The organism is Chryseobacterium gwangjuense, from assembly GCF_021311115.1.
Lineage (GTDB): Bacteria > Bacteroidota > Bacteroidia > Flavobacteriales > Weeksellaceae > Chryseobacterium > Chryseobacterium gwangjuense.
In genome coordinates this window covers 136,903-158,452 of the sequence record NZ_JAJTNP010000007.1, presented here as the reverse complement: position 1 = coordinate 158,452, position 21,550 = coordinate 136,903, and the positions used below count along the sequence as shown (strand labels likewise).

Annotated in this window: 19 protein-coding genes; 13 read left to right on the top strand and 6 right to left on the bottom strand. The window is 33.7% G+C overall.

Going from position 1 to position 21,550, the window contains the following annotated elements:
- Positions 1 to 84: 84 nt before the first annotated feature.
- Genes LV842_RS14805 through LV842_RS14760 form a run of 10 tightly spaced genes read left to right on the top strand, consistent with a single transcriptional unit; the run spans position 85 to position 10,178 of the window.
- Positions 85 to 999 (top strand): dimethylarginine dimethylaminohydrolase family protein, encoded by a 915-nt coding sequence (locus tag LV842_RS14805; protein ID WP_233112220.1) that lies wholly within the window; start codon positions 85 to 87, stop codon positions 997 to 999.
- A gap of 40 nt (positions 1,000 to 1,039) precedes the next feature.
- Positions 1,040 to 1,963, top strand: a complete 924-nt coding sequence (ctlX, locus tag LV842_RS14800; protein WP_233112219.1) for a citrulline utilization hydrolase CtlX — start codon at positions 1,040 to 1,042, stop codon at positions 1,961 to 1,963.
- 29 nt (positions 1,964 to 1,992) lie between these two features.
- Positions 1,993 to 2,352 (top strand): S-adenosylmethionine decarboxylase family protein, encoded by a 360-nt coding sequence (locus LV842_RS14795; protein ID WP_233112218.1) that lies wholly within the window; start codon positions 1,993 to 1,995, stop codon positions 2,350 to 2,352.
- On the top strand, positions 2,353 to 3,834 hold the full coding sequence (locus LV842_RS14790; protein WP_233112217.1) for a DUF4178 domain-containing protein: 1,482 nt from the start codon (positions 2,353 to 2,355) through the stop codon (positions 3,832 to 3,834).
- A 3-nt stretch (positions 3,835 to 3,837) separates the two neighbouring features.
- Positions 3,838 to 4,035 (top strand): hypothetical protein, encoded by a 198-nt coding sequence (locus tag LV842_RS14785; RefSeq protein WP_233112216.1) that lies wholly within the window; start codon positions 3,838 to 3,840, stop codon positions 4,033 to 4,035.
- A gap of 11 nt (positions 4,036 to 4,046) precedes the next feature.
- Positions 4,047 to 4,262: a DUF350 domain-containing protein gene (locus tag LV842_RS14780; RefSeq protein WP_233112215.1), complete on the top strand. Its 216-nt coding sequence runs from the start codon at positions 4,047 to 4,049 to the stop codon at positions 4,260 to 4,262.
- On the top strand, positions 4,255 to 5,772 hold the full coding sequence (locus LV842_RS14775) for a polyamine aminopropyltransferase (protein ID WP_233112214.1): 1,518 nt from the start codon (positions 4,255 to 4,257) through the stop codon (positions 5,770 to 5,772). The genes LV842_RS14780 and LV842_RS14775 overlap by 8 nt, the downstream gene beginning before the upstream one ends.
- Positions 5,747 to 7,330, top strand: a complete 1,584-nt coding sequence (locus LV842_RS14770) for an NAD(P)-binding protein (RefSeq protein WP_233112213.1) — start codon at positions 5,747 to 5,749, stop codon at positions 7,328 to 7,330. Before LV842_RS14775 ends, LV842_RS14770 begins: the two co-directional genes overlap by 26 nt.
- A gap of 35 nt (positions 7,331 to 7,365) precedes the next feature.
- Positions 7,366 to 8,391: a hypothetical protein gene (locus LV842_RS14765; protein WP_233112212.1), complete on the top strand. Its 1,026-nt coding sequence runs from the start codon at positions 7,366 to 7,368 to the stop codon at positions 8,389 to 8,391.
- 29 nt (positions 8,392 to 8,420) lie between these two features.
- The gene (locus LV842_RS14760; RefSeq protein ID WP_233112211.1) at positions 8,421 to 10,178 is read left to right on the top strand and encodes a discoidin domain-containing protein; all 1,758 of its coding nucleotides are present in this window, start codon (positions 8,421 to 8,423) and stop codon (positions 10,176 to 10,178) included.
- Between the two features lie 22 nt (positions 10,179 to 10,200).
- Here the strand turns inward: LV842_RS14760 and LV842_RS14755 are convergent, their stop codons facing one another.
- Both LV842_RS14755 and LV842_RS14750 read right to left on the bottom strand, forming a co-directional pair.
- The gene (locus tag LV842_RS14755; protein WP_233112210.1) at positions 10,201 to 11,088 is read right to left on the bottom strand and encodes an alpha/beta hydrolase; all 888 of its coding nucleotides are present in this window, start codon (positions 11,086 to 11,088) and stop codon (positions 10,201 to 10,203) included.
- A gap of 81 nt (positions 11,089 to 11,169) precedes the next feature.
- Positions 11,170 to 13,410 (bottom strand): TonB-dependent receptor domain-containing protein, encoded by a 2,241-nt coding sequence (locus LV842_RS14750; protein ID WP_233112209.1) that lies wholly within the window; start codon positions 13,408 to 13,410, stop codon positions 11,170 to 11,172.
- Between the two features lie 388 nt (positions 13,411 to 13,798).
- Here LV842_RS14750 and LV842_RS14745 point away from each other — a divergent pair, with 388 nt between their 5' ends.
- Entirely contained in the window at positions 13,799 to 15,493 is a 1,695-nt protein-coding gene (locus tag LV842_RS14745; RefSeq protein WP_233112208.1) for a carboxypeptidase-like regulatory domain-containing protein, read from the top strand.
- Between the two features lie 46 nt (positions 15,494 to 15,539).
- Here the strand turns inward: LV842_RS14745 and LV842_RS14740 are convergent, their stop codons facing one another.
- Genes LV842_RS14740 through recJ form a run of 3 tightly spaced genes read right to left on the bottom strand, consistent with a single transcriptional unit; the run spans position 15,540 to position 18,213 of the window.
- Complete coding sequence (locus LV842_RS14740; protein WP_233112207.1) at positions 15,540 to 15,878, bottom strand: DUF3817 domain-containing protein; 339 nt, start codon at positions 15,876 to 15,878, stop codon at positions 15,540 to 15,542.
- Positions 15,879 to 15,898: 20 nt separating this feature from the next.
- Positions 15,899 to 16,483: a nicotinate (nicotinamide) nucleotide adenylyltransferase gene (gene nadD / locus LV842_RS14735; RefSeq protein ID WP_233112206.1), complete on the bottom strand. Its 585-nt coding sequence runs from the start codon at positions 16,481 to 16,483 to the stop codon at positions 15,899 to 15,901.
- A gap of 14 nt (positions 16,484 to 16,497) precedes the next feature.
- The gene (gene recJ, locus LV842_RS14730) at positions 16,498 to 18,213 is read right to left on the bottom strand and encodes a single-stranded-DNA-specific exonuclease RecJ (RefSeq protein ID WP_233112205.1); all 1,716 of its coding nucleotides are present in this window, start codon (positions 18,211 to 18,213) and stop codon (positions 16,498 to 16,500) included.
- 134 nt (positions 18,214 to 18,347) lie between these two features.
- On the opposite strand from recJ, the gene LV842_RS14725 reads away from it, so the two are divergent.
- A complete protein-coding gene (locus tag LV842_RS14725) occupies positions 18,348 to 19,163 on the top strand; it encodes a M48 family metallopeptidase (protein WP_233112204.1) in 816 nt (271 codons plus the stop codon).
- An 84-nt stretch (positions 19,164 to 19,247) separates the two neighbouring features.
- Here LV842_RS14725 and LV842_RS14720 read toward each other — a convergent pair whose 3' ends face one another.
- Positions 19,248 to 20,870: an ABC-F family ATP-binding cassette domain-containing protein gene (locus LV842_RS14720; protein ID WP_233112203.1), complete on the bottom strand. Its 1,623-nt coding sequence runs from the start codon at positions 20,868 to 20,870 to the stop codon at positions 19,248 to 19,250.
- 206 nt (positions 20,871 to 21,076) lie between these two features.
- On the opposite strand from LV842_RS14720, the gene smpB reads away from it, so the two are divergent.
- Entirely contained in the window at positions 21,077 to 21,535 is a 459-nt protein-coding gene (gene smpB / locus LV842_RS14715; RefSeq protein ID WP_233112202.1) for an SsrA-binding protein SmpB, read from the top strand.
- Positions 21,536 to 21,550 lie beyond the last annotated feature (15 nt).

Genomic DNA, 21,550 nt, shown 5'->3' with positions numbered 1-21,550 from the left:
TTCAAAATATTCTATTCATGGTGTTTAACTAAAAATTTTTCACTTCAAAGGCGTTTGATTATATTTGCTTAATTCTCATTCTTTATGAAATTAAATATAAAAAACGAAACAGGGCGATTGAGATCTGTGGTTCTGGGACAACCCAATTCAATGGGAGCAGTTCCTACATTGGAAGAAAGCTATGATGCTAAATCATATTATACGATAGAGCACAATATGTATCCGAAAGAAGCAGATATTATCCATGAAATGAGTGCTTTTGAAGCAGTATTGAAAAAATATGATGTCGAAGTTCTTCGCCCGGAAATTATAAAAGATTACAATCAGGTATTTGCCAGAGATGTAGCCTTTGTGATTGATGATAAAATGATCATTTCAAATGTAATTGCAGACAGAGCAGACGAACAGGAAGCTTATAATAAAGTTTATGAGAAAGTAGAATGGCGAAAAATCATTAACCTTCCTGAAACTGCTCATATTGAAGGAGGTGATGTTATTGTCTGGGATGACTTCCTTTTCATAGGTACATGTTTTAGCGAGGATTACAGAAACTATAAGACTGCAAGAACGAACGAATATGCCATCGAAATTCTTAAAGAATATTTTCCGAAGAAAAGAATTATCGATCTTGAATTAAAAAAGAATGATAGAGTTCCGTTTGAAGGAATCTTACATTTGGATTGTACATTTAATCCTGTTGGAAAAGATAAATGTATTATTTACAAAAATGGGTTCGTGGATGAAAGCGATTATCGTCTGATCATTGATATTTTTGGGGAAGAAAACTGCTTCCATGTAACGGATGAAGAAATGTTTGAAATGTTTCCGAATATTTTCTCCATTTCACCGGAAATTGTGGTTTCAGACAAAGCATTTACAAGAATGAATAATCACCTTAGAAACGAATGGGGAATGACTGTCGAAGAGATTCCATATAGAGAGATTTCTAAAATGGGAGGCTTATTGAGATGCTCTACAATGCCGTTGGTGAGAGACTAATAATGTTGAAGAACATAAGATAACTTTAAATCAGATTAAAATGCAAACAACAGATACAGTATTAATGATAGAGCCGATTGCATTCGGTTATAATGCAGAAACGGCAGAGAATAATTATTTTCAGGTTGAACAGAAGGGAGCTGACATTCAATCTAAGGCTTTAGCAGAGTTCAATACTTTTGTTGGGAAGTTAAGAAGTAAAGGAATTAATGTAATTACGATAAAAGATACATTGGATCCACATACTCCGGATTCTATTTTCCCAAATAACTGGGTAAGTTTCCATAAAGACGGAAAAGTGGTTCTATATCCTATGTTTGCTTCAAACCGAAGAGTAGAAAGAAGAGACGATATTATAGAAAGTATCCGAAACCAGGGTTTTGACGTCACTGAAATTGATGATTGGTCTTTACCGGAAATTCAGGGGCATTTTTTGGAAGGAACTGGAAGTATGATTTTCGATCACGATAATAAAATTGCTTATGGATCGGTTTCTTTGAGATTGGATGAAAATTTATTCAGAAAATTTTGTGAAAAGTATGGCTTTACCCCAGTCGTTTTCCACTCGTTTCAAACAGTTGGAGAGGAGAGACTTCCGATTTATCATACCAATGTAATGATGTGTGTTGCCGATAAATTTGTAGTCATTTGTCTTGACTGTATTGATGATGAAGGCGAAAGAAACCATGTAATCGAAACGATTAAAAATTCAGGAAAAGAAATTATTGAGATTTCGGAAGCACAAATGCAGCAATTTGCAGGAAATATGCTTCAGGTTCAAAATAAAGAAGGTGAAAAGTTTTTAGTAATGAGCGAAACAGCTTACAAATCTTTGCACGAAAACCAGGTTTCTGCCATAGAAAAATATTGTGAAATTATTTACTCAGATCTAAATACGATTGAAGTAAACGGTGGTGGAAGCGCACGTTGTATGCTTGCCGAAGTTTTCTTACCAAAAAAATAATTTATATTTGTGTAAAATATAATAATCAATTGGAATCATCAACCAGTAAAGGTTTACATATTCTTCTGACTTTGGAAACAGAGTCAGAAGCTTTGTTATTAGACAGTGAGGGTTTTTTAACATTTACCAAAAGTATTCTTGCAATAAAAGACGTGGAAATTGTAGGAGTTACAAATCATGTTTTTGAAAATCAAAGTTTTACTTCGGCTGTTTGTCTTAAAGAATCTCACCTTTGCATTCATACTTGGCCAGAATTTAAACAGTTCACTTTTGATATATTTCTGTGTAATTACTTACAGGATAATACAGAAAAGGTTGAAAAAATTGCCGATGAAGTTGTAGAATATTTTAGAGCTAAAACCATTCAGAAACACAAAATTTATAGATAAATGCATTACGTTTGCCCGGTCTGTAAAGTTGAAAATAAACATGAGCTTACATTTTCCATTAAGGAATATGTTTGCAAATCCTGTTCAAATCTTATCAATACCGATAAAAATATTTCCGAAAAAGTTGTAAAAAAACCTATTGAAAGTGTAGTTCTGGAAATAGGACAAAAAGGAACTATTGATGATGTAGAATATAGTGTTGTTGGACTTGTTATCAGAAAATATGGATCACATACATTTTGGCGAGAATATTATTTAAAAGACAAAAAAGGAGAAGATGCTTTTTTAAGTGAGAGCGACGGACATTGGATCTTATTACATGAGGTTAATAGAGAAGATGCGAATAAAAAGACTTGGAGCACTATATTTGTAGAGTTCAATTCTATCAATTACCGCAGGTACGAAACTACAGAATGTACAATTTATGCAGCAGCAGGTTTTTTTGAAGATAAACTAAGCTTTGGAGTTGCTACTTATAGAGAATATGTAAACGGAATCCATATGATTTCAGAAGAAAAATCGGCGGGGAATACCCAATATTTTTCTGGAAAACATATTTCTAAATATAAAATAAAAAGGGCTTTCAAGATTAATAACCTACCCAATTATTCAGGAATTGGGATTGTTCAGCCGTTTTATGTCAATTTTACACAAGCGTTGAATATAATGGCCGTAGCAGCATTGATGGTTTGCTTGGTTCAATTATACGTTGTTGTTTCAAGAACCAATAAAACGATTTTTTCACAAGAAGTAAATTTTGCAGATGTAAAAGATAAAGAACTGGTAAGTAAAAGCTTTGAACTATCGGGAGGTTCTGCACCTTTAAAAGTAGCCGTTTCTTCAGAGGTTGATAATTCCTGGGCAAATGTAGGATTGGGCCTAGTGAATGAAAGGACGAATGAAATTACTTTTGCCTCAAAAGACATTGAACAATATCACGGATATGAAGATGGCGAAAACTGGAGTGAAGGAAATCAAAAAGAAGAATTTAATTTCTGTGGAGTTGCTCCGGGAAAATATCACTTTTTAGTCTCTGCTGAAAGACAAGAACCCTTACAGACTTTTGCACCATCAACATTCTTATCTTCAGATGGTCAACTGACTTTATCAAGAGATGCGTATGGAATTATTAATGTTACCAACAACAATACTGCAACAACAACTAGTCAAACTTTTGGAGATTCAAAACTTATAAAACAAGATACTGTAAGTGAGCTCGGAAAACTGGTTCACCAAACTTTGGGAAAAGCAGACATAGATTCTTTGCTAAATGCTAATGCTTTCTTAGGAATTTCCGATGCTGTTCTTGCTGATAACAAATCTGTAAAAATAAAAGCAGAATGGCTTCCTGTGTCTTTCTGGAACTTCGGAATTATTTTGGCACTTATCGTCGGATTTGTAGTAGCATGCTTTTTCGGAAGAAGGTCTTTTGAAAGATCGAAGTGGTTTAACAGTTCAAATTCACCTTACACCTATTCATAAGCAATGGCAAATGTTATTAACTATATAAAAGAAAATTGGATTCTGTGTCTTATCGGAGTTTTTTTTATAGGTTACTTTACCTATCTTACTTTCGATGGAAATCAGTTCTGTGATTGTGAAAAAACAGAAACTTACCGAGATGGAACCACAAGAAGACATCATTCTTCAGGAGCAGGATATTACAGATATTATCACAAATAAAAATATAAACTATGAACCAAATAAACTTTTTCCCAATCATAAACTCTGTGATTTATTCATTTTTAGGAATCGCAATCTTACTTATTTGCTATTTAATCATTGAGAAGCTGACACCGGAAAAAACCTGGCAGGAGATTGTCCGAAACGGAAATACAGCAGTAGCCATTGTTTTCGGAGCTTTTATCATCGGAATTTCAATCATTATAAGTGCAGCAATCCATGGATAATAAAAAGAGGATTCCTCTTGAGTTATTATTGATGTTTTCTGTGTTTGTCATTGCAACTTGCGGACTGATTTACGAATTGGTGGCAGGAGCTTTGGCGAGCTATCTTTTGGGAGATTCTGTAAAACAATTTTCCTTTATCATCGGAGTTTATCTTTTCTCGATGGGGGTGGGATCATATTTTGCAAAATTCATTAAAGGAAATTTAATTGATAAATTCATAGAAATTGAAATTTTAGTCGGAATTATTGGTGGAATAAGTTCTGTAGTCCTATTCATACTGTTTAATACCTTAGCTCATTTTGAAGCGGTTCTGTATCTTTTTGTTTTTTTTACAGGATGTTTGGTAGGGGTGGAAATTCCACTCCTGATGAATATTTTAAAGGACAGGGTTCAGTTTAAAGATTTAGTTTCAAATGTTTTTGCTTTCGACTATATAGGTGCTTTATTGGCTTCCATTTTATTCCCTTTGGTTTTAATTCCTAATCTGGGCATTGTAAAAACACCGTTGTTTTTTGGATTGATCAATATTTCGATTGCTATATTCTTATGTTTCTATCTTAAAAAGGAACTGTCAAAATCTTTTTCTTTAAGAGTAAAATCAATCGGAGCATTTCTTTTGCTCGTTGCTCTTTTTATTTTTTCAGACAAGATTTTATCATTTTCGGAAGAGAAGTTGTATGGAGAAAATGTGGTATATACAAAAAGCTCCCCTTATCAACGAATTGTTTTAACAAGAAACAACCGCGAATTCAGATTATATTTAAATAACAATTTACAGTTCTCTTCCGTTGACGAATACCGTTACCACGAAGCTTTGGTTCATCCCGCAATGTCGATGGCAAAAAAGATCGACAATATTTTGATTTTAGGTGGAGGTGATGGTTTTGCAGTTCGTGAAGTTTTAAAATACAAAGAAGTTAAAAATATCACTCTTGTTGATTTAGATGGTGAAATGACTAATTTTTTCAAAAATAATGAAACGATGCGTCAGCTAAATCAAAGTTCTTTATCAAATCCAAAGCTGAAAGTAATCAATAAAGACGCTTATATTTGGGTAAAAGAGAATACTAAGAAATATGACGTGATCATTATTGACTTTCCGGATCCTTCGAATTATAGCTTAGGAAAACTCTACTCCTTGCAGTTTTACAAAGAACTCGAACGATTGACTACTTTAGAGACTAAAATCGTGGTACAAACAACTTCTCCTTATTTTGCTCCAAAATCTTTTTGGTGCATCGAGAAGACCATCAATCAGATTTTTCCGTTTACTTCGGCATATCATACATATGTACCTTCTTTTGGAGAATGGGGGTTTTCAATGGGGTCTTTTGAACCTATCAATAATAAGATGTACAGAAAAATTCCGGGGTTAAAATTCTACGATTACAATTTTTCTCAGCTTTCTTATTTCACCAAAGATATGAGAACCAAAGATATTGAAGTCAATCGTTTGGATAATCAAATTTTAGTACGCTATTTCGATGAAGAGTGGGGAAAAGTACAGTAGAAAAGATTTCCTGAAAACGATGTTGTTAGGGAGTCTCATGCTTCCTTTTTTACAATATTGCAGTAAAAAAGGAAAATCATTGCTGCTTAAGATTACAGGAACAAATCATATTCTCGGGCATAAACTTTGGGCAAAAGACTTTCCAAAACCTTCAGAAGAAATTTATACAAAATATCTCATCGTTGGTGGTGGGATTTCCGGGCTTTCAGCATGTCGATTTTTTAGTCAAAACAACGAAAATAATTACCTGCTATTGGAGATGGAAAATCATCTAGGAGGAAATTCATCAAACGGACAAAATAAGTTTTCAAAATTTCCTTTGGGAGCACATTATTTACCATTACCTAATAAGGAGAATGTAGAAGTTATCGAATTTTTAAAAGAATGTGGAATTTATCAGGGAAACGATGAGACTGGTGAACCTGTTTTAGATGAATATCAAATGACTTTTCCCCAACAGGAAAGATTGTTTTTTAAAAATGTTTGGCAAAATGATATCGTTCCTCAAAATGGAATTTCTTCAGAAACCAAAAAAGAATTGGATGCCTTTTTCAAAATGATGGATCATTTTCGGGATAAAAAAGATTCGGAAGGAAAATATTGGTTTTCAATTCCGGTTCATGATTCAAGTCAGGAAGATGAGGCTTTACAATTGGAAAAAATAGTTTTTAAAGATTGGCTTACACAGAAAAATTTTAAATCTGAAGAATTGCTTTGGCTGTTAGATTACTCCTGTCGTGATGACTATGGTTTGGGAATAAACTATGTTTCGGCTTGGGCGGGAGTTCATTATTTTGCAGGAAGAAAAAATAACTGGAGCAAAAAATACAAAGATCAGGTTTTCACGTGGCCGGAAGGAAATGCTCGATTAGCAAAGCATTTTTCAAAGTATACAAAACAGAAATTTTTACCGAATCATTTAGTTTTTGATATTAAAATTAATGAAAATGTTGAGGTTTTAAGTTTTGATAATGCTCAAAAAAAGACAAAGAAAATCATTGCAGAAAAAGTGTTGTTTGCAACACCGCAATTTGTGAACGAAAGAATTTTCAATACTAAAAAAACAAGCAATTTTCATAATGTTCCTTGGCTTTTAACTACCATTACATTACGAAATGAATTTGGGGGAGATGAAGAATTGGCTTGGGATAATGTGATTTTTGGTTCAGACGGATTAGGATATATTTATGATCAGCATCAGAATGTCGAACAAATTATGGGGGAAAAAGTAATCACTTATTATCGTAGTTTTTCGACAAGTGACTGTAAAAAAGCAAGAAAAAAGCTATATACTTTAACAGAAGATCAGTTAAAAACTTTGGTGCTGAACGATTTGAAAAAAGCACACCCATTAATTGAAGATTTTATTATTGAAATGCAGTTTCATAAAATAGGTCATGCAATGATTGCTCCGGTTCCTAATCAGATTTTTGGAAACCTTAAAGCTAAAGAGCCGATTGATGAGAAAGTTTTCTTTGCCCATTCTGATCTTTCGGGAATTTCGATTTTCGAAGAGGCTTTTTATCAGGGATTAAGGGCAGCAAAGCAAATGATATGATATCGTTTTATAATTAAAATAATGAACATTCATTTATGAAACAACCTTGGATACATAATGCAAAAATAGACGGTTGGTTTATTCTGTTACCTCCTTTTTTGATCTTGGGAATTATTTTACTTTTTCAGAAACAGGTTCAGGGATTGGAAAATCATTTTTCTTTTTATACATGGCTTTTTCTTATTGTTTTTGTAGATGTTGCTCACGTTTATTCCACCTTATTCAAAACATATTTTGTAAAAGAAGAGGTCAATAAAAGAAGGCTTTTATATTACGGAATTCCTATTTTGAGTTGGGTTTTAGGTTTATTTTTCTATCAATTCGGAAGTTTGGTTTTCTGGTCAGTATTAGCTTTAATTGCAGTTTTTCATTTTATCCGTCAGCAGTATGGTTTTATGAGAATTTATGCAAGATTTGAACCTAATAATTTAAGCAAAAGAATTGATGAGGTTGCCGTATATTCAGCCACAATTTTTCCGATGTTGTACTGGTTTAAAACACCAAGAGCTTTTACATGGTTTGTCGAAAATGAATTTCACTGGCTTCAGAATTTACCGGATTATGTACCATTAATCACGGTTTTATATTTTGTTATTTTAATCATCTGGGGTATAAAAACAGCTTTTGAAATCTTTAAGACAAGGCAATGGAATATTCCTAAAATCGCTTTAATTGCTGGAACTTATCTTTCATGGTATTTTGGGATCGTGTATTTTAACAATGATCTGCTTTTTACGTTTCTAAACGTAGTTTCACACGGAGTTCCTTATATTGCATTAATTTATATCCGGGAAATTAAGCAGAAAAAAAAGACGGAACTTAATACGCTTTCAATCTTTCAATCTAGTTTCGGGATATTTCTATTTATTGCAATCATCTTAGCGTTTGCATTTTTTGAAGAGTTTTTGTGGGAAGTTTTAGTGTGGAACGAACATTTTTCATTGAATCTAAGTCTTTCGAAAAACTGGTTTCAGTTTTTAATTCCGCTGTTAGTAGTTCCTCAATTAACACATTATTTATTAGATGGCTTTATTTGGAAAAACACCAAAAAAGTTACCTAATTTTGTCTCATAAATTAAAAAGTATGACTATGCAGAAGTTCTTTCTTTCATTAATGGTTTTGTTTGGACTATTGGGAGTAAAAGCCCAGCAAAAAACATTCTGTAATCCCATCAATATAGATTATGGATATACGCCTTTCGAGTCTTTTTCAAAACAAGGAAAACACCGTGCAACAGCCGATCCGGTAATTGTTAATTTTAAAAATAAGCTATTTCTTTTTTCTACCAATCAGGAAGGGTATTGGTATAGTGACGATATGCTCGATTGGAAGTTTGTAAAAAGAAAATTTCTCAGAGATAATAAATATATTCATGATCTGAATGCTCCTGCGGTTTGGGCCATGAAAGATACTTTGTATGTATTTGGTTCTACCTGGGAGCAGGATTTCCCGATCTGGAAAAGCACAAATCCAACAAAAGATGACTGGAAAATTGCTGTTGATACTCTAAAAGTGGGAGCTTGGGATCCTGCATTTCATTATGATGAAGACAAAAACAAATTATATCTGTATTGGGGATCAAGTAATGAATGGCCGCTTTTGGGAACAGAAGTAAAGGTAAAAACATTACAATCAGAAGGATTTGTAAAACCTATCTTAAGATTGAAACCGGAAGATCACGGTTGGGAAAGATTCGGGGAATATAATGATAATGTTTTTCTTCAGCCTTTTGTAGAAGGAGCATGGATGACGAAGTATAAAGATAAATATTATATGCAATACGGTGCTCCTGCAACGGAATTTAGCGGGTATTCAGATGGAGTGTATGTGAGTAAGAATCCTTTGGAAGGTTTTGAATATCAACAGCACAATCCGTTTTCGTATAAACCTGGAGGTTTTGCAAGAGGAGCGGGACACGGCGCAACTTTTGAAGACAATTACAAAAATTGGTGGCACATTTCAACGATTTTTATTTCTACCAAGAATAATTTTGAAAGAAGATTGGGAATCTGGCCGGCCGGATTTGATAAAGATGATGTCATGTATTGTAACACCGCCTACGGAGATTATCCGACGTTTCTTCCTCAATATGCTCAAGGCAAAGATTTTTCTAAGGGGTTGTTTGCTGGTTGGATGCTACTGAATTATAACAAACCTGTTCAGGTTTCATCAACTTTGGGAGGATATCATTCGAATTATGCAGTGGATGAAGATATTAAAACCTATTGGAGTGCAAAGACAGGGAACTCAGGAGAATGGTTTCAGACTGACTTAGGAGAAGTATCTACCATTAATGCTATTCAGATCAATTATGCGGATCAGGATGTTGAGTTTTTAGGAAAAACTCTGGGTAAAATGCATCAATATAAAATCTATGGTTCCAACGACGGTAAAAAATGGAATGTTATTGTAGATAAAAGTAAAAATACAAAAGACGTTCCCCACGATTATGTTGAGTTAGAAAAACCGACAAAAGCAAGATTTCTGAAAATGGAAAATCTGAAAATGCCGACAGGAAAATTTGCATTAAGTGGTTTCAGGGTTTTTGGAAAAGGGGCTGGAACTGTTCCTGCGAAAGTCCAGAATTTTGTTCCTCTAAGATCTGATCCTAAAAAATACGGAGAAAGAAGAAGTATATGGATGAAGTGGCAGCAAAATTCTGATGCAGACGGATATGTTATCTATTGGGGAAAATCTCCTGACAAATTATACGGAAGCATCATGGTTTACGGCAAAAACGAGTACTTCTTTACCGGAGCAGACAGAGCGGATTCGTATTATTTCCAGATTGAAGCTTTTAATGCGAATGGAGTTTCTGAGAGAACGGAAGTTGTAAAGTCAGAATAAATTAAGAATATAAACGCCTTGATCATTTCAAGGCGTTTTTGTTTTTATCAATCTGTTTTAGAAATTCATAGATTGAATTGATCACAGAAGAAGCGTTTTTCTCATTACTCCAATCTAAATGATCACCGGAAAACTTATAAGAACGATTATAAACTTTATTCTTATTTAGAACAGAATCTAAAATGTTTTTCTGTGATAAAGGAATAACTTGATCGCGATTTCCATAAAAAGAAATAGTAGGAGGTGAGCTTTCATTGATCCAGAAAACCGGATTAGGGATGTCTTGATTAGTAATATCTGTTGGGGTAGGCTTGGTTAAATCAATCATATGTTTTTCAACAAAAGGATAATCAGTATAATTGGTGAAATCGGGATGAAGTAAATCAGCTGGTCCTACAATATTGACAATAGCTCTTACTTTTGTTCTGTACTTGTTATCAAAAAGATTATTATAGCTATACAACATTGATAGATGTGCACCTGCACTGTTTCCAAGTAAAATAAAGTTAGGATTAAGTTTTATTTCTAATGATTTTTTTACCAGAAAACCTAAAGCACTATCAATATCATCTGTTTGATTGGGAAGAATAAAAGTGTTATTACTGGCTAATCTGTAATTGATATTAGCAAAAGCATAATTAGGAAACTTTTCCATCATAGAAAAAGCAAAATAATTGAGATTTGATTTGTCACCGGCTTTCCAACCTCCACCATGAATAAGGACAAAAATTCCTTTTATTGAATCTTTATGTATTGGAAGATAGAAATCCAATTTTTGTTCAGAGTTATTACCATAAGAGAGATTCTTCTCAACAATAAATGAAACATTGTTTCCAATATAAATAGTTTTTTCTTTTTTACAATTAAAAAGAAGAAGTATGAGAAATGAGAATAACCAATATTTTTTCATAATCTTAAATGTAATAAAAAACCCGCCAATTTCTCGACGGGTCGTTGTACAAAATAATTTATATGAAGAATGATTGTTGTTTTATCGGGTTCTGTTTTTTATTTCGTCTGATGCGCTTTCAATATTTCTTACCTTTTTCACTTTTTGGTTTCCGAAATTATAAGTGATACTAAAAGTTCCTCCTCTTCTGAACTGATCGTTTCTTACAAAATTGTAGTTTCCATCAGCTTGATAATCTTCGATTTCTACGATATTAGTTCTTAAAACATCCGTTAGGTTCAACGCGAACGTCCAGTCGTTCCAGTTTTTCTTAAGACTTACGTCTAAACTCATCAGGTTTTTCAGCATTCCCAGCTCGATTTGTTGCTTGTCTACGAAGAAATAATTGACTCCTAAAAACCATGTTTTATTTTTATCCAATCGAAGAGTGTTATTGGATTGAATCACAATGCTTGATGATTTTTTGTTATTTACATAATTATCAAACACCTGACCTGTTGTTGGGTCTGTATTTAACGTTCCGTCATTAATATTACGTTGAACACCGATATTAAAATTTGTCATTAAATACTGTTTGAAGAATGTTTTTTGTACTCCCACCATGGCAGACATTTCCTGCTTCGTTCCAAAATTAGTTCTGATGTAGGCCAATGATACTTTTTTGATCCCATTTTCCATATATTCTCTCTGCAAAGGAACCTGAGTGATTACATCTTTAAATAAAGAATGGTTCAGGATCAGGAAATAAGAGTTTTTATACATATAAGTCAGTTCCTGATTATAAGTAGAAGAAGCTTTTACAAAAGGGTTATTCTGTGTGTAGTTATCTTGTGTGATGATATTTTTCACAGGATTAAGCTCCCAAAAACTTGGTCTTCTCATTCTGCTTGAAAATGAATAGGAAATATTATTTTTATCATTAATGGCATAGTTGAAACTTGCATATGGTAAAAAATTGCTGTAATTTCTTTCAATTCTGCTATACTCCGGAGAAGCATTGTCTGAAGTTCCCAAACTGTTGGTAATCTCGTATCTTGCCCCTACTTTTCCTGAAAATTTATCAGAAAATTTCTTTTCAAATGTTACATACAGTCCGTAGATATTTTCATCATAAATAAAATGGTTGAAATCTTCTTTCGGTGCTAGTTGATTTCCATTTGTGTCGTAGTTATAAATGTAATTTTTTGTATCGTTATCCGTTTTGGTCTTATTATAATTTCCACCGGCAGAAAAAGTAAAATCTTTTTTAAATTTCTTGATATAATCTACAGTTCCGGAGAAATTATTGATAATTTGTGGTATATTTTGAGTGATTTTTAAGCTGTGTTGAGTGAAATCACTAAATGCACCCGGAACCATTGTATTGTTGTCAGAATACTGAAATCTTTTATAATTAAGATAAGCAGCATTTACATTCAGCTTACTTCCTAAAGAATCCAGTTTCACTTCATAATTTAAGTTGACAGAATTATTATAACTACGGGCATCCTCTTTATTTTTTGTTTGGGTATAAGTGGTTCCCATAATTCCATTTTTAGGCTGTGTTAAAGTATTTAATAAATCAATGGTTGAATTATAACTTTTATTTGCCGAAGAATTCCAAGACAGTGCTAAGTTGCTTTTTTCATTTAATTGATAATCAATGTTTAAATACCCTCCGATATTTTTATTTGGATCATCAATATTTCCTACAGATTCATTTCGGATATCTCCAATCCCGTTTCTAAGAACATACTCTTGTGCCTGAATATTTTCACCTCCATTCAGATTAGCATTGATTCCCAGTTTATCTTTTCTGTAATTGGCTGAAAAACTTGCGGAACTTGCGTTGTATTTATTTTGAGAATTTGCCATTCTCATGTTACCGTTTAAACCGTCACTCATTTTCTTTTTCAAAATGATATTGATGATTCCGTCAGAAGATTCTACCTGATACTCACTTCCTGGAACGGTAATGACTTCAATTTTCTGGATGTTTTCCGCAGGGGTGTTTTTTAAGAATTGTGTCAAAGATTCTGCATCCATATTGGTTTTTCTTCCGTTGATGTAGATCAGAGCGTTATTTTTTCCTGCGATTTTTAAAGTTTTATCGTCAGTTGTTGACAAAAGTGGGGTTTGTCTCAAAAGATCAAACGTGGTATTTCCTTTGGTTACTGGCGAAGCGGCTACATCATATACAAAACGATCGCTTTGTTTTTTGAATATCTGTTTTTTTAAAGTAACTGCTTCTATATCTTGAGTCTTTTCAGTTTCCTGCTTTTTCTGTTGGGCGAAAGCTAATCCGCTGAAAAATAAGGCTGCGATGAGAATTGGCGTTTTCATAATTTTATTTTTAAGAGTGGTTTTGTCTATTAGCTTGTATTTATTATTATTTAACATTGCAAAGATATATAATAAATTTAGTATCATGCAATACAAAGTACTTAAAATATTTTGAAATTAATTTTAACATTCTGATTTTCAGCTATTAAAATTTAATAATAAATTCTTTAAAATCTTGAGTATCTATATTACTAGACAATTATAACATAGATTTTGTTACAATAATGAGTTAAATTTTAGAAATTTTTAATGATTTTAAATAGAAAAGTAAAGATGTATTGATTTTATGATTAATTTAGTAAAAATCAAAAATTAGTAACTTATGAGAAAAATTTATCATTTATTTCTACTATTATTTATATTATTTTCATGCAAAAGTGATTATTATATGGATTCTGAGAATTCCCAAACCCTTCAGTCAAATTATAATTTTGGGAATACTGCTCAAAGAAATTTTCAAGGGCAGGTTTTGGCAACCAACGGAAGTCCTATTTCCGGAGCAACAGTTACGATAGGAGCCACTATGGTTCAAACCAATTCAGAAGGTTTTTTTGTTTTTAAAGATGCGCAGGTGAAAGAAAACTTTGCCCACATTAAAGTAAGCAAGTCAGGGTATATCAATGCTTCCCGTGTTTTGGTTCCTACTAATGGAAATAATAGAGTGAACATTATGATGATTCCGGCAACGGTTACCTCTACGATTGCTTCCGGAGCAACGGCAACGGTTACTTTATCCAATGGAACTAAAGTTAAATTTGATGGAAGTTTTAAAGATGCAAGTGGTAATGCATACAGCGGAAATATAAGCGTTGCTGTATATCATTTGAATCCTTCGAATCCATATCTGAATGAATTAATGCCTGGATCTTTCCTGGCGACCAATTCAAGCGGAGATTCCAGAGTAATGGAAACTTATGGAATGTTACATGTGCAACTAACCGGAAGTTCAGGACAAAATTTGCAAATTGCTTCTGGACATACCGCAGAAATTACTGTTCCTTTAGATGCTGCACAAGTAGCCGGATCACCTGCAACGATTCCTTTATGGTCATATAATGAAGATACGGGAATGTGGAATGAAGAAGGGGCGGCCACTAAAGTAGGAAATACTTATGTAGCTAATGTAGCCCATTTTTCGTGGTGGAATTGCGATGCACAGTTTGCGCAAAGTACTCTTAAAGTGAATGTTAAAAATGTAGCAGGACAAGCGGTAAGCAATATAAAAATTGGTTTAAAAAGGAACAATCAGACTTATGAAACGTATGCTTTAACGGATAATAATGGTTTGGCTTCCGGTATAGTTCCTGCCAATGAAACACTTACTATGAAAGTGTATGATGTATGTAATACAGTGCTTTCTACCACTACAATTGGACCTTTTACAGCAGGGGTTACTACTACATTACCAGATATTATCTTGCCTAATGCCAATACATTTTCCATTCAGGGAGTTTTGAAAACCTGTGCCGGAGCAAATGTTACAGATGGATTTGTAACGCTGAGGTATGCCGCCAGTTCAGGAAATTATTTTCAAACCGTTACTGCATTGGTTACAAATGGAAGCTTTACTATTAATACTTCCGGATGTTCAAGCAGTCAGCAGTTTGTATTACAGGGTTACGATCTTACGAACCTTCAGACGACTGGAGAAATTAATTTTACAGGAGTATCGCCGACTACCAATCTGGGAAATATCACGGTATGTATTGCGGTATCAGAATTTATAAGTTATCAGATCGATAGCCAAGCTGTAAAATATCTTATTTCAGGAATAAATGCCAGCTATGGGGCAAATGGTACAACAGTTCCTAATACTCTTCATATCAGTTCCCAGGCTGCCAATGCATTTTTTAGTTTAAATGCTACGATGAATCCTCCGGCTGTGGGAGCTTATACTACGGGCTTTGTTACAGAGTTTACAGGAGGTAGTTTTAGTGCGAATCCACCTAATAATGTTACATTGCAACTTAATAGCTTTGGGGCAGTAGGTCAGTATATAGACTTTACTATTAATGGAACTTATACAGATTCAACAGGTGCTCATACATTTACTGCAACAGGACATGTAAAGCGTGATTATTAAATAACTTTGATAAAATAAAAAGGACCGAAAGGTCCTTTTTTTATGTTTATTCTCTGTCAAATTGGGCAAGCTTCTTATCAATCCAAATCGTAGCGAACGGGAAAAAAGCTGAGATTAAAGAGAATACGAAATCTTCGTCATCCCAAGTAAATATTTTTCTTACAGAAGGTACAAATAAAAGATAAATGGTAAAGAATAACCCGTGAATACTGCCAATGGTACTAATGTAAACAATAGGAATAATACCGGTAGGATCTAAACGAATCCAGATCATGGCTGTAAATAGAAAAAACCAGGATATTGCTTCGGCTAAACATACTTGTCTAAACCATTTAATAACTCTTTCCTGAGGATATTTTGTGAAAATTTTTTCGAGAAAATTCATTGTATAATTTTATCAGACATCTATTTATAAAAACTACTCCCGTCCAGATATTCAAAAACTTCGGGAGGAAGCATAGGTCTTACATTTTTATTTTCTTTGATCATGTTGCGAATTTCTGTCGCAGAAAGTTCTATAATAGGAGCTTTGATCAAAGAGATGTTTTCATGTTGTTGATATTCAGTTGATTTTGCTTCATCTTCAGAAACTCTTGGGTAAACTATAATGTGATAATTCTTAATTAAATAATCAGCATTTTTCCATTTGTGAAGACCTTTTAAGTTGTCTTCCCCCATAATTAAGCTAAAAGAATATTTAGGATATTTTTCATTCAGATAAGTTAAAGTATCAATTGTATAGCTTGGTTTAGGAAGAGAAAATTCAACATTTGAAGCTTTAATATTAGGATAATTTTTAAGAGCGAGTTCTACCATATCAAGCCGGTTGTGGTCACTCAGTAATGTCTTTTTATCTTTAAAAGGATTTTGAGGGCTTACTACAAACCACACTTCGTTCATATCTGAATTTTCTAAAATATAATTAGCAAGAATCAGATGACCGATATGAATAGGATTAAAAGATCCAAAGAAAAGACCCACTTTTTTCATGATAAACAGAATGATTAATTATCTCTGAACTTTACATCTTTAATATTCAAATAATGGGTAACATTCCCTTTCCAGTGGTTTTCTTCTAAAGTAAAGGCAATGTCGAAACTTTTATTTTTAAACTCTTCTGCAAATTGCCCCAGTTTGAAGCCTACACACTCTATATTTCTGTTTGTAGATTCTTGTCTTATGTAAAATTTAAGATGATTATTATCTTTTCCCATTGTTTTCAAATAACCGGAAAGCATCTGATTACTCATGGAAAAGATTGGTTTCATATTATGTGGTCCGAATGGAGCCAGCTTTCTATGGAAATTGATGAATTCACGATTGATATCTTCAACTTGAATTTCCGTATCAATATTAATAGAAGGTTCTCTTTGATGTTCCTGAATCTTTTCCGAGACTATTTTTTCAAATTTTTCTTTAAAAGCTTCAAACTTTTCTTTCTCCATCGAGAGACCAGCTGCAGCATGATGTCCACCGAATTTTAAGAAAAATTCAGAACACATATCCAAAGCTTCATGTACATCAAAGTCAGAAACAGATCTTGCAGAAGCTACCATTTCGCCATTATTTCCGTCAGTAAAAACCAAAGTGGGTTTATAATACGTTTCAATCAGTCGGGAAGCAACAATTCCGATCACTCCTTTATTCCATTCAGGATGGTAAACAATGGTGCTGTGTTTGGTTTGCTGTTGAGATTCTATAATCTGATTGAGTGCGGAAAGAGTAGAATTCATGTCAAGCTCTCTTCTTTCATCATTAAGATTCATGATATCACTTACAATTTGATGGGCATGTTTCAAATTGTCAGAAACCATAAGTTCTACAGCAGCTCTTCCGTGAGAAATTCTCCCTGCTGCATTTATTTTTGGAGCAATTTCAAAAACAATATTTGAAATTTCAAAATGAGACAGCTTATCTTCAGGGATTAACAATCTTAAACCTAAATTTCTAGTTTTACGCAAGACCTTAAGACCCATTTTGGCTAAAACCCGATTTTCTCCGGTCATGGAAACAATATCTGCAGCAATAGAAATTGCCAGCAAATCTGTTAATTCAAACAACTCTGCCTCAGGAATTTTGTAGATGGTATTTAATCCTTGGCAAAGTTTAAACCCAACTCCGCAACCTGAAAGTTCTTTAAACGGATATCTGCAATCACTTCTTTTAGGATCAAGAACAGCAACTGCATTGGGAATTTCTTCACCTGGTAAATGATGGTCGCAAATGATAAAATCAATATTCAGATCCTTAGCATAGCTTATCATATCCAAAGCTTTGATCCCACAATCGAGAGCAATGATTAATGAGAAACCATTTTCTTTGGCAAAATCTATCCCTTCTGTTGAAATTCCGTAACCTTCAGAATTCCTGTCAGGAATGTAGTAATCCAAATATTTTTTTTCAACGATTTTGCTGAGGTACAGGTACATCAGTGCAACCGCTGTAGTTCCATCTACGTCGTAATCACCATATACCAATATTTTTTCACCATTTTCAATAGCGGTTGCAATACGCTCAACAGCTTTTTGCATATCTGCCATTAAAAACGGACTATGGATATCATTAAGATTAGGCTTGAAGAATTCTCGGGCCTTTTGATAATTGTCTATGCCTCTAAGAACAAGAAGTTTGGATTCAAAAGTTCCAAAACCAAGTGATGAACTTAATCTGTCTACAATATCTTCATCCGGTTCGGGTTTGTAAATCCATTTTTGACTCATTTCACAAAAATAAGGAAAAAAGTTCTAAAAGCCTAAGATAAAAAATACCCTTTCAGGTCTTTGTTGGGTAATTTTAACTTTAAAATTATCTTAGAAATAAGTATCTTCGCGGTCCACAAGTCAAAATAACAATTATGAAAAAAATTACATTCTGCCTGATGTTCATCGGGGCAATGCATTCGATCAATGCTCAAAAAATCAATCTTGGAAAAGCTGCGGGCATGGTATCTAACGGAGCGAAAGCTTTAACTTTCACTAATGAAGACGCTATTAAATTATCCAAAGAATCTGTAGAATGGATGGATAAAAATAACAAGGTTGCAGGTCCAAAAGATCCTTACACTGTTAGATTAAACAAGCTTTTCGGAAAACACAAAAGCCAGGATGGTCTTAATCTTAATTACAAGGTTTATTTAGTTAAAGACATTAATGCTTTTGCTTGTGCAGACGGAAGCGTACGTGTATTTTCATCATTAATGGATATCATGACGGATGATGAATTATTAGCGGTAATTGGTCACGAAATTGGACACGTAAAAAATCAGGATACAAAAGATGCGATGAAATCGGCCTACTTAAAAGCTGCGGCTTTGGATGCAGCTTCTTCGGCATCTAATGCAGTTGCAACTTTGAATGAAAGTCAGGTGGGGAAAATGGCAAACGCTTTTCTTGATGCTTCTCACAGTAAAAAACAGGAATCTGAAGCAGATACCTATTCTTATGATTTTATGAAGGCAAATAAATATAATATAGTAGGAGCCTATACAGCATTTAAGAAATTGGCTTTGCTTTCTGAAGGAGGAACACAACAATCAGGTTTCCAAAAAATGTTTAACTCACATCCGGATAGCAACAAAAGAGCTGAAGCTGTAAAAAAACGTGCTGAGAAAGATGGATTGTGGAAAGATCCAGGAACGGTTTCTTTGCCGACGACTAAGCTTACAAAATAGGTATAGATCAAATAATTAAAAATAAAAAATCCTCAAATTTAATTTGAGGATTTTTCTTTATATAAATTTTAATGTTGTCGAAGATTAAGAGTACATTTTCTCTTTTAATTCTTTTACTTTTTTATCTGCAAGATACTCATCGTAAGTCATTTCTCTGTCGATAATTCCTGTTGGAGTTAATTCGATGATTCTGTTACAGACTGTTGAAAGCATTTCGTGGTCATGAGACGCTAATAAAAGATTTCCTTTGAAGTTAGACAATGAATTGTTCAGCGTAGTGATACTTTCAAGGTCTAAGTGGTTCGTAGGTTCGTCAAGTAAAAGAACGTTAGCTTTCTGGAGCATCATTCTACTGAACATACATCTCATTTTTTCACCTCCGGAAAGTACTTTACAAGATTTTAACGCTTCATCACCAGAGAAAAGCATTCTTCCTAGGAATCCTCTTACGAATTCTTCGTGACGCTCTTCATCATTTTTTGTGAATTGTCTCAACCAGTCAACCAAGCTTAAATCTTCCTGGAAGAAGTTGGTGTTGTCTAAAGGCATATGAGATTGGTTTGTTGTAACTCCCCAAGCAACAGTTCCTTTGTCTGCTTCAACGTTTCCTGCTAAAATTTCAAAAAACTCTGTAATTGCCAATGAATTTTTAGACAAAACAGCAACTTTATCTCCTTTTTTAAGATTTAAATCAATGTTTGAGAACAACAATTCTCCGTCTTTCGTTTTTTCAAGACCTTTTACATCCAAGATCTGATCTCCTGCTTCTCTTTCCATTTCGAAAATAATTGCAGGATATCTTCTTGAAGATGGTTTAATATCATCGATGTTTAATTTATCGATCATTTTCTTTCTTGCAGTAGCCTGTTTAGCTTTTGCAACGTTTGAACTAAATCTCGCGATGAAATCCTGAAGCTCTTTCTTCTTTTCCTCCGCTTTTTTGTTAGCCTGAGCTCTTTGTCTCGTTGCTAACTGAGAAGCTTGATACCAGAAAGAGTAGTTACCCGTATAAAGGTTAAGTTTAGCATAATCAAGGTCACCGATGTGCGTACAAACCGTATCCAAGAAGTGACGGTCGTGAGATACAACGATTACTGTATTTTCATAATCAGCCAAGAAGTCTTCTAACCATGAAATTGTATCAATATCAAGGTCATTCGTAGGTTCATCCAAAATCAATACATCAGGATTTCCGAAAAGCGCCTGAGCCAAAAGAACTTTTACTTTGTCTTTGTTCTCCAGTTCGCTCATCATTTGCCAATGCATATCGTCTGTAATACCAACGTTTGAAAGCATTGTCTGTGCATCAGATTCTGCAGTCCAGCCTCCCATTTCGTCGTAGATTACACCTAGTTCTCCTGCCTTAATTCCGTCTTCGTCAGAGAAGTCTTCTTTCGCATAAAGCGCATCCATCTCTTCTTTTATCTCGAATAATTTTTTATTACCTCTCAAAACCGCTTCAAGTACAGTAAATTGATCATAAGCAAAGTGATCCTGCTCAAGAACTGACATTCTTTTTCCAGGTTCCAAAGATACGTGTCCTGTTGTTGGGTCTTGTTTTCCTGTTAATATTTTAAGGAACGTAGACTTTCCTGCACCATTTGCTCCGATAATCCCGTAGCAGTTTCCTTTCGTAAACATAATGTTTACCTCGTCAAAAAGAACTCTTTTCCCGAATTGTAAAGATAAGTTAGATACTGTTAACATATAGTTTTGTAAATTTGGCGCAAAAATACGAAAAGAATTTGGGTATTTCGTAATAATGTAATATTCAAGTTTTTAAATATGGGGTATTTTTTATATATTTCATTAATTAAATTTAATGAATATGGAGTCTCCATGAGACAACGTAATGAAGAATAGGGGGTAGCCTTATTGAATTATGATAGTATAGTAATTACACGAATTTTAAAATGAAGATTGAAAAGACAGTCAATATAGTAAACAGAAGAGCCAGATTTGAGTACGAAATTCTCGAAGAATATGAAGCCGGAATGGTTTTAACGGGTACGGAAATAAAATCTTTACGTTCTTCTAAAGCTTCTATTGCAGAATCGTTCTGTCAGTTTATTGATAGGGAATTATACATTATTAATATGATGATTGATGAATATAAATTGGGAACTTTTTATAATCACAAAACAAAAAGGGAACGGAAATTGCTCTTGCACAAAAAAGAATTACAAAAACTGGAAAAGAAATTAAAGGATGCAGGAAATACAATCATACCTTTAAAATTATATATCAACGACAGGGGAAAAGCAAAGGTCTTAATTGCCTTGGGTAGAGGGAAAAAACTCTTTGATAAAAGGGAAAGCATAAAAGATAGAGAAAATAAACGAAACCTGGATAGAATATTAAAGAAAAGTTAAAAATCATCTAAAAAA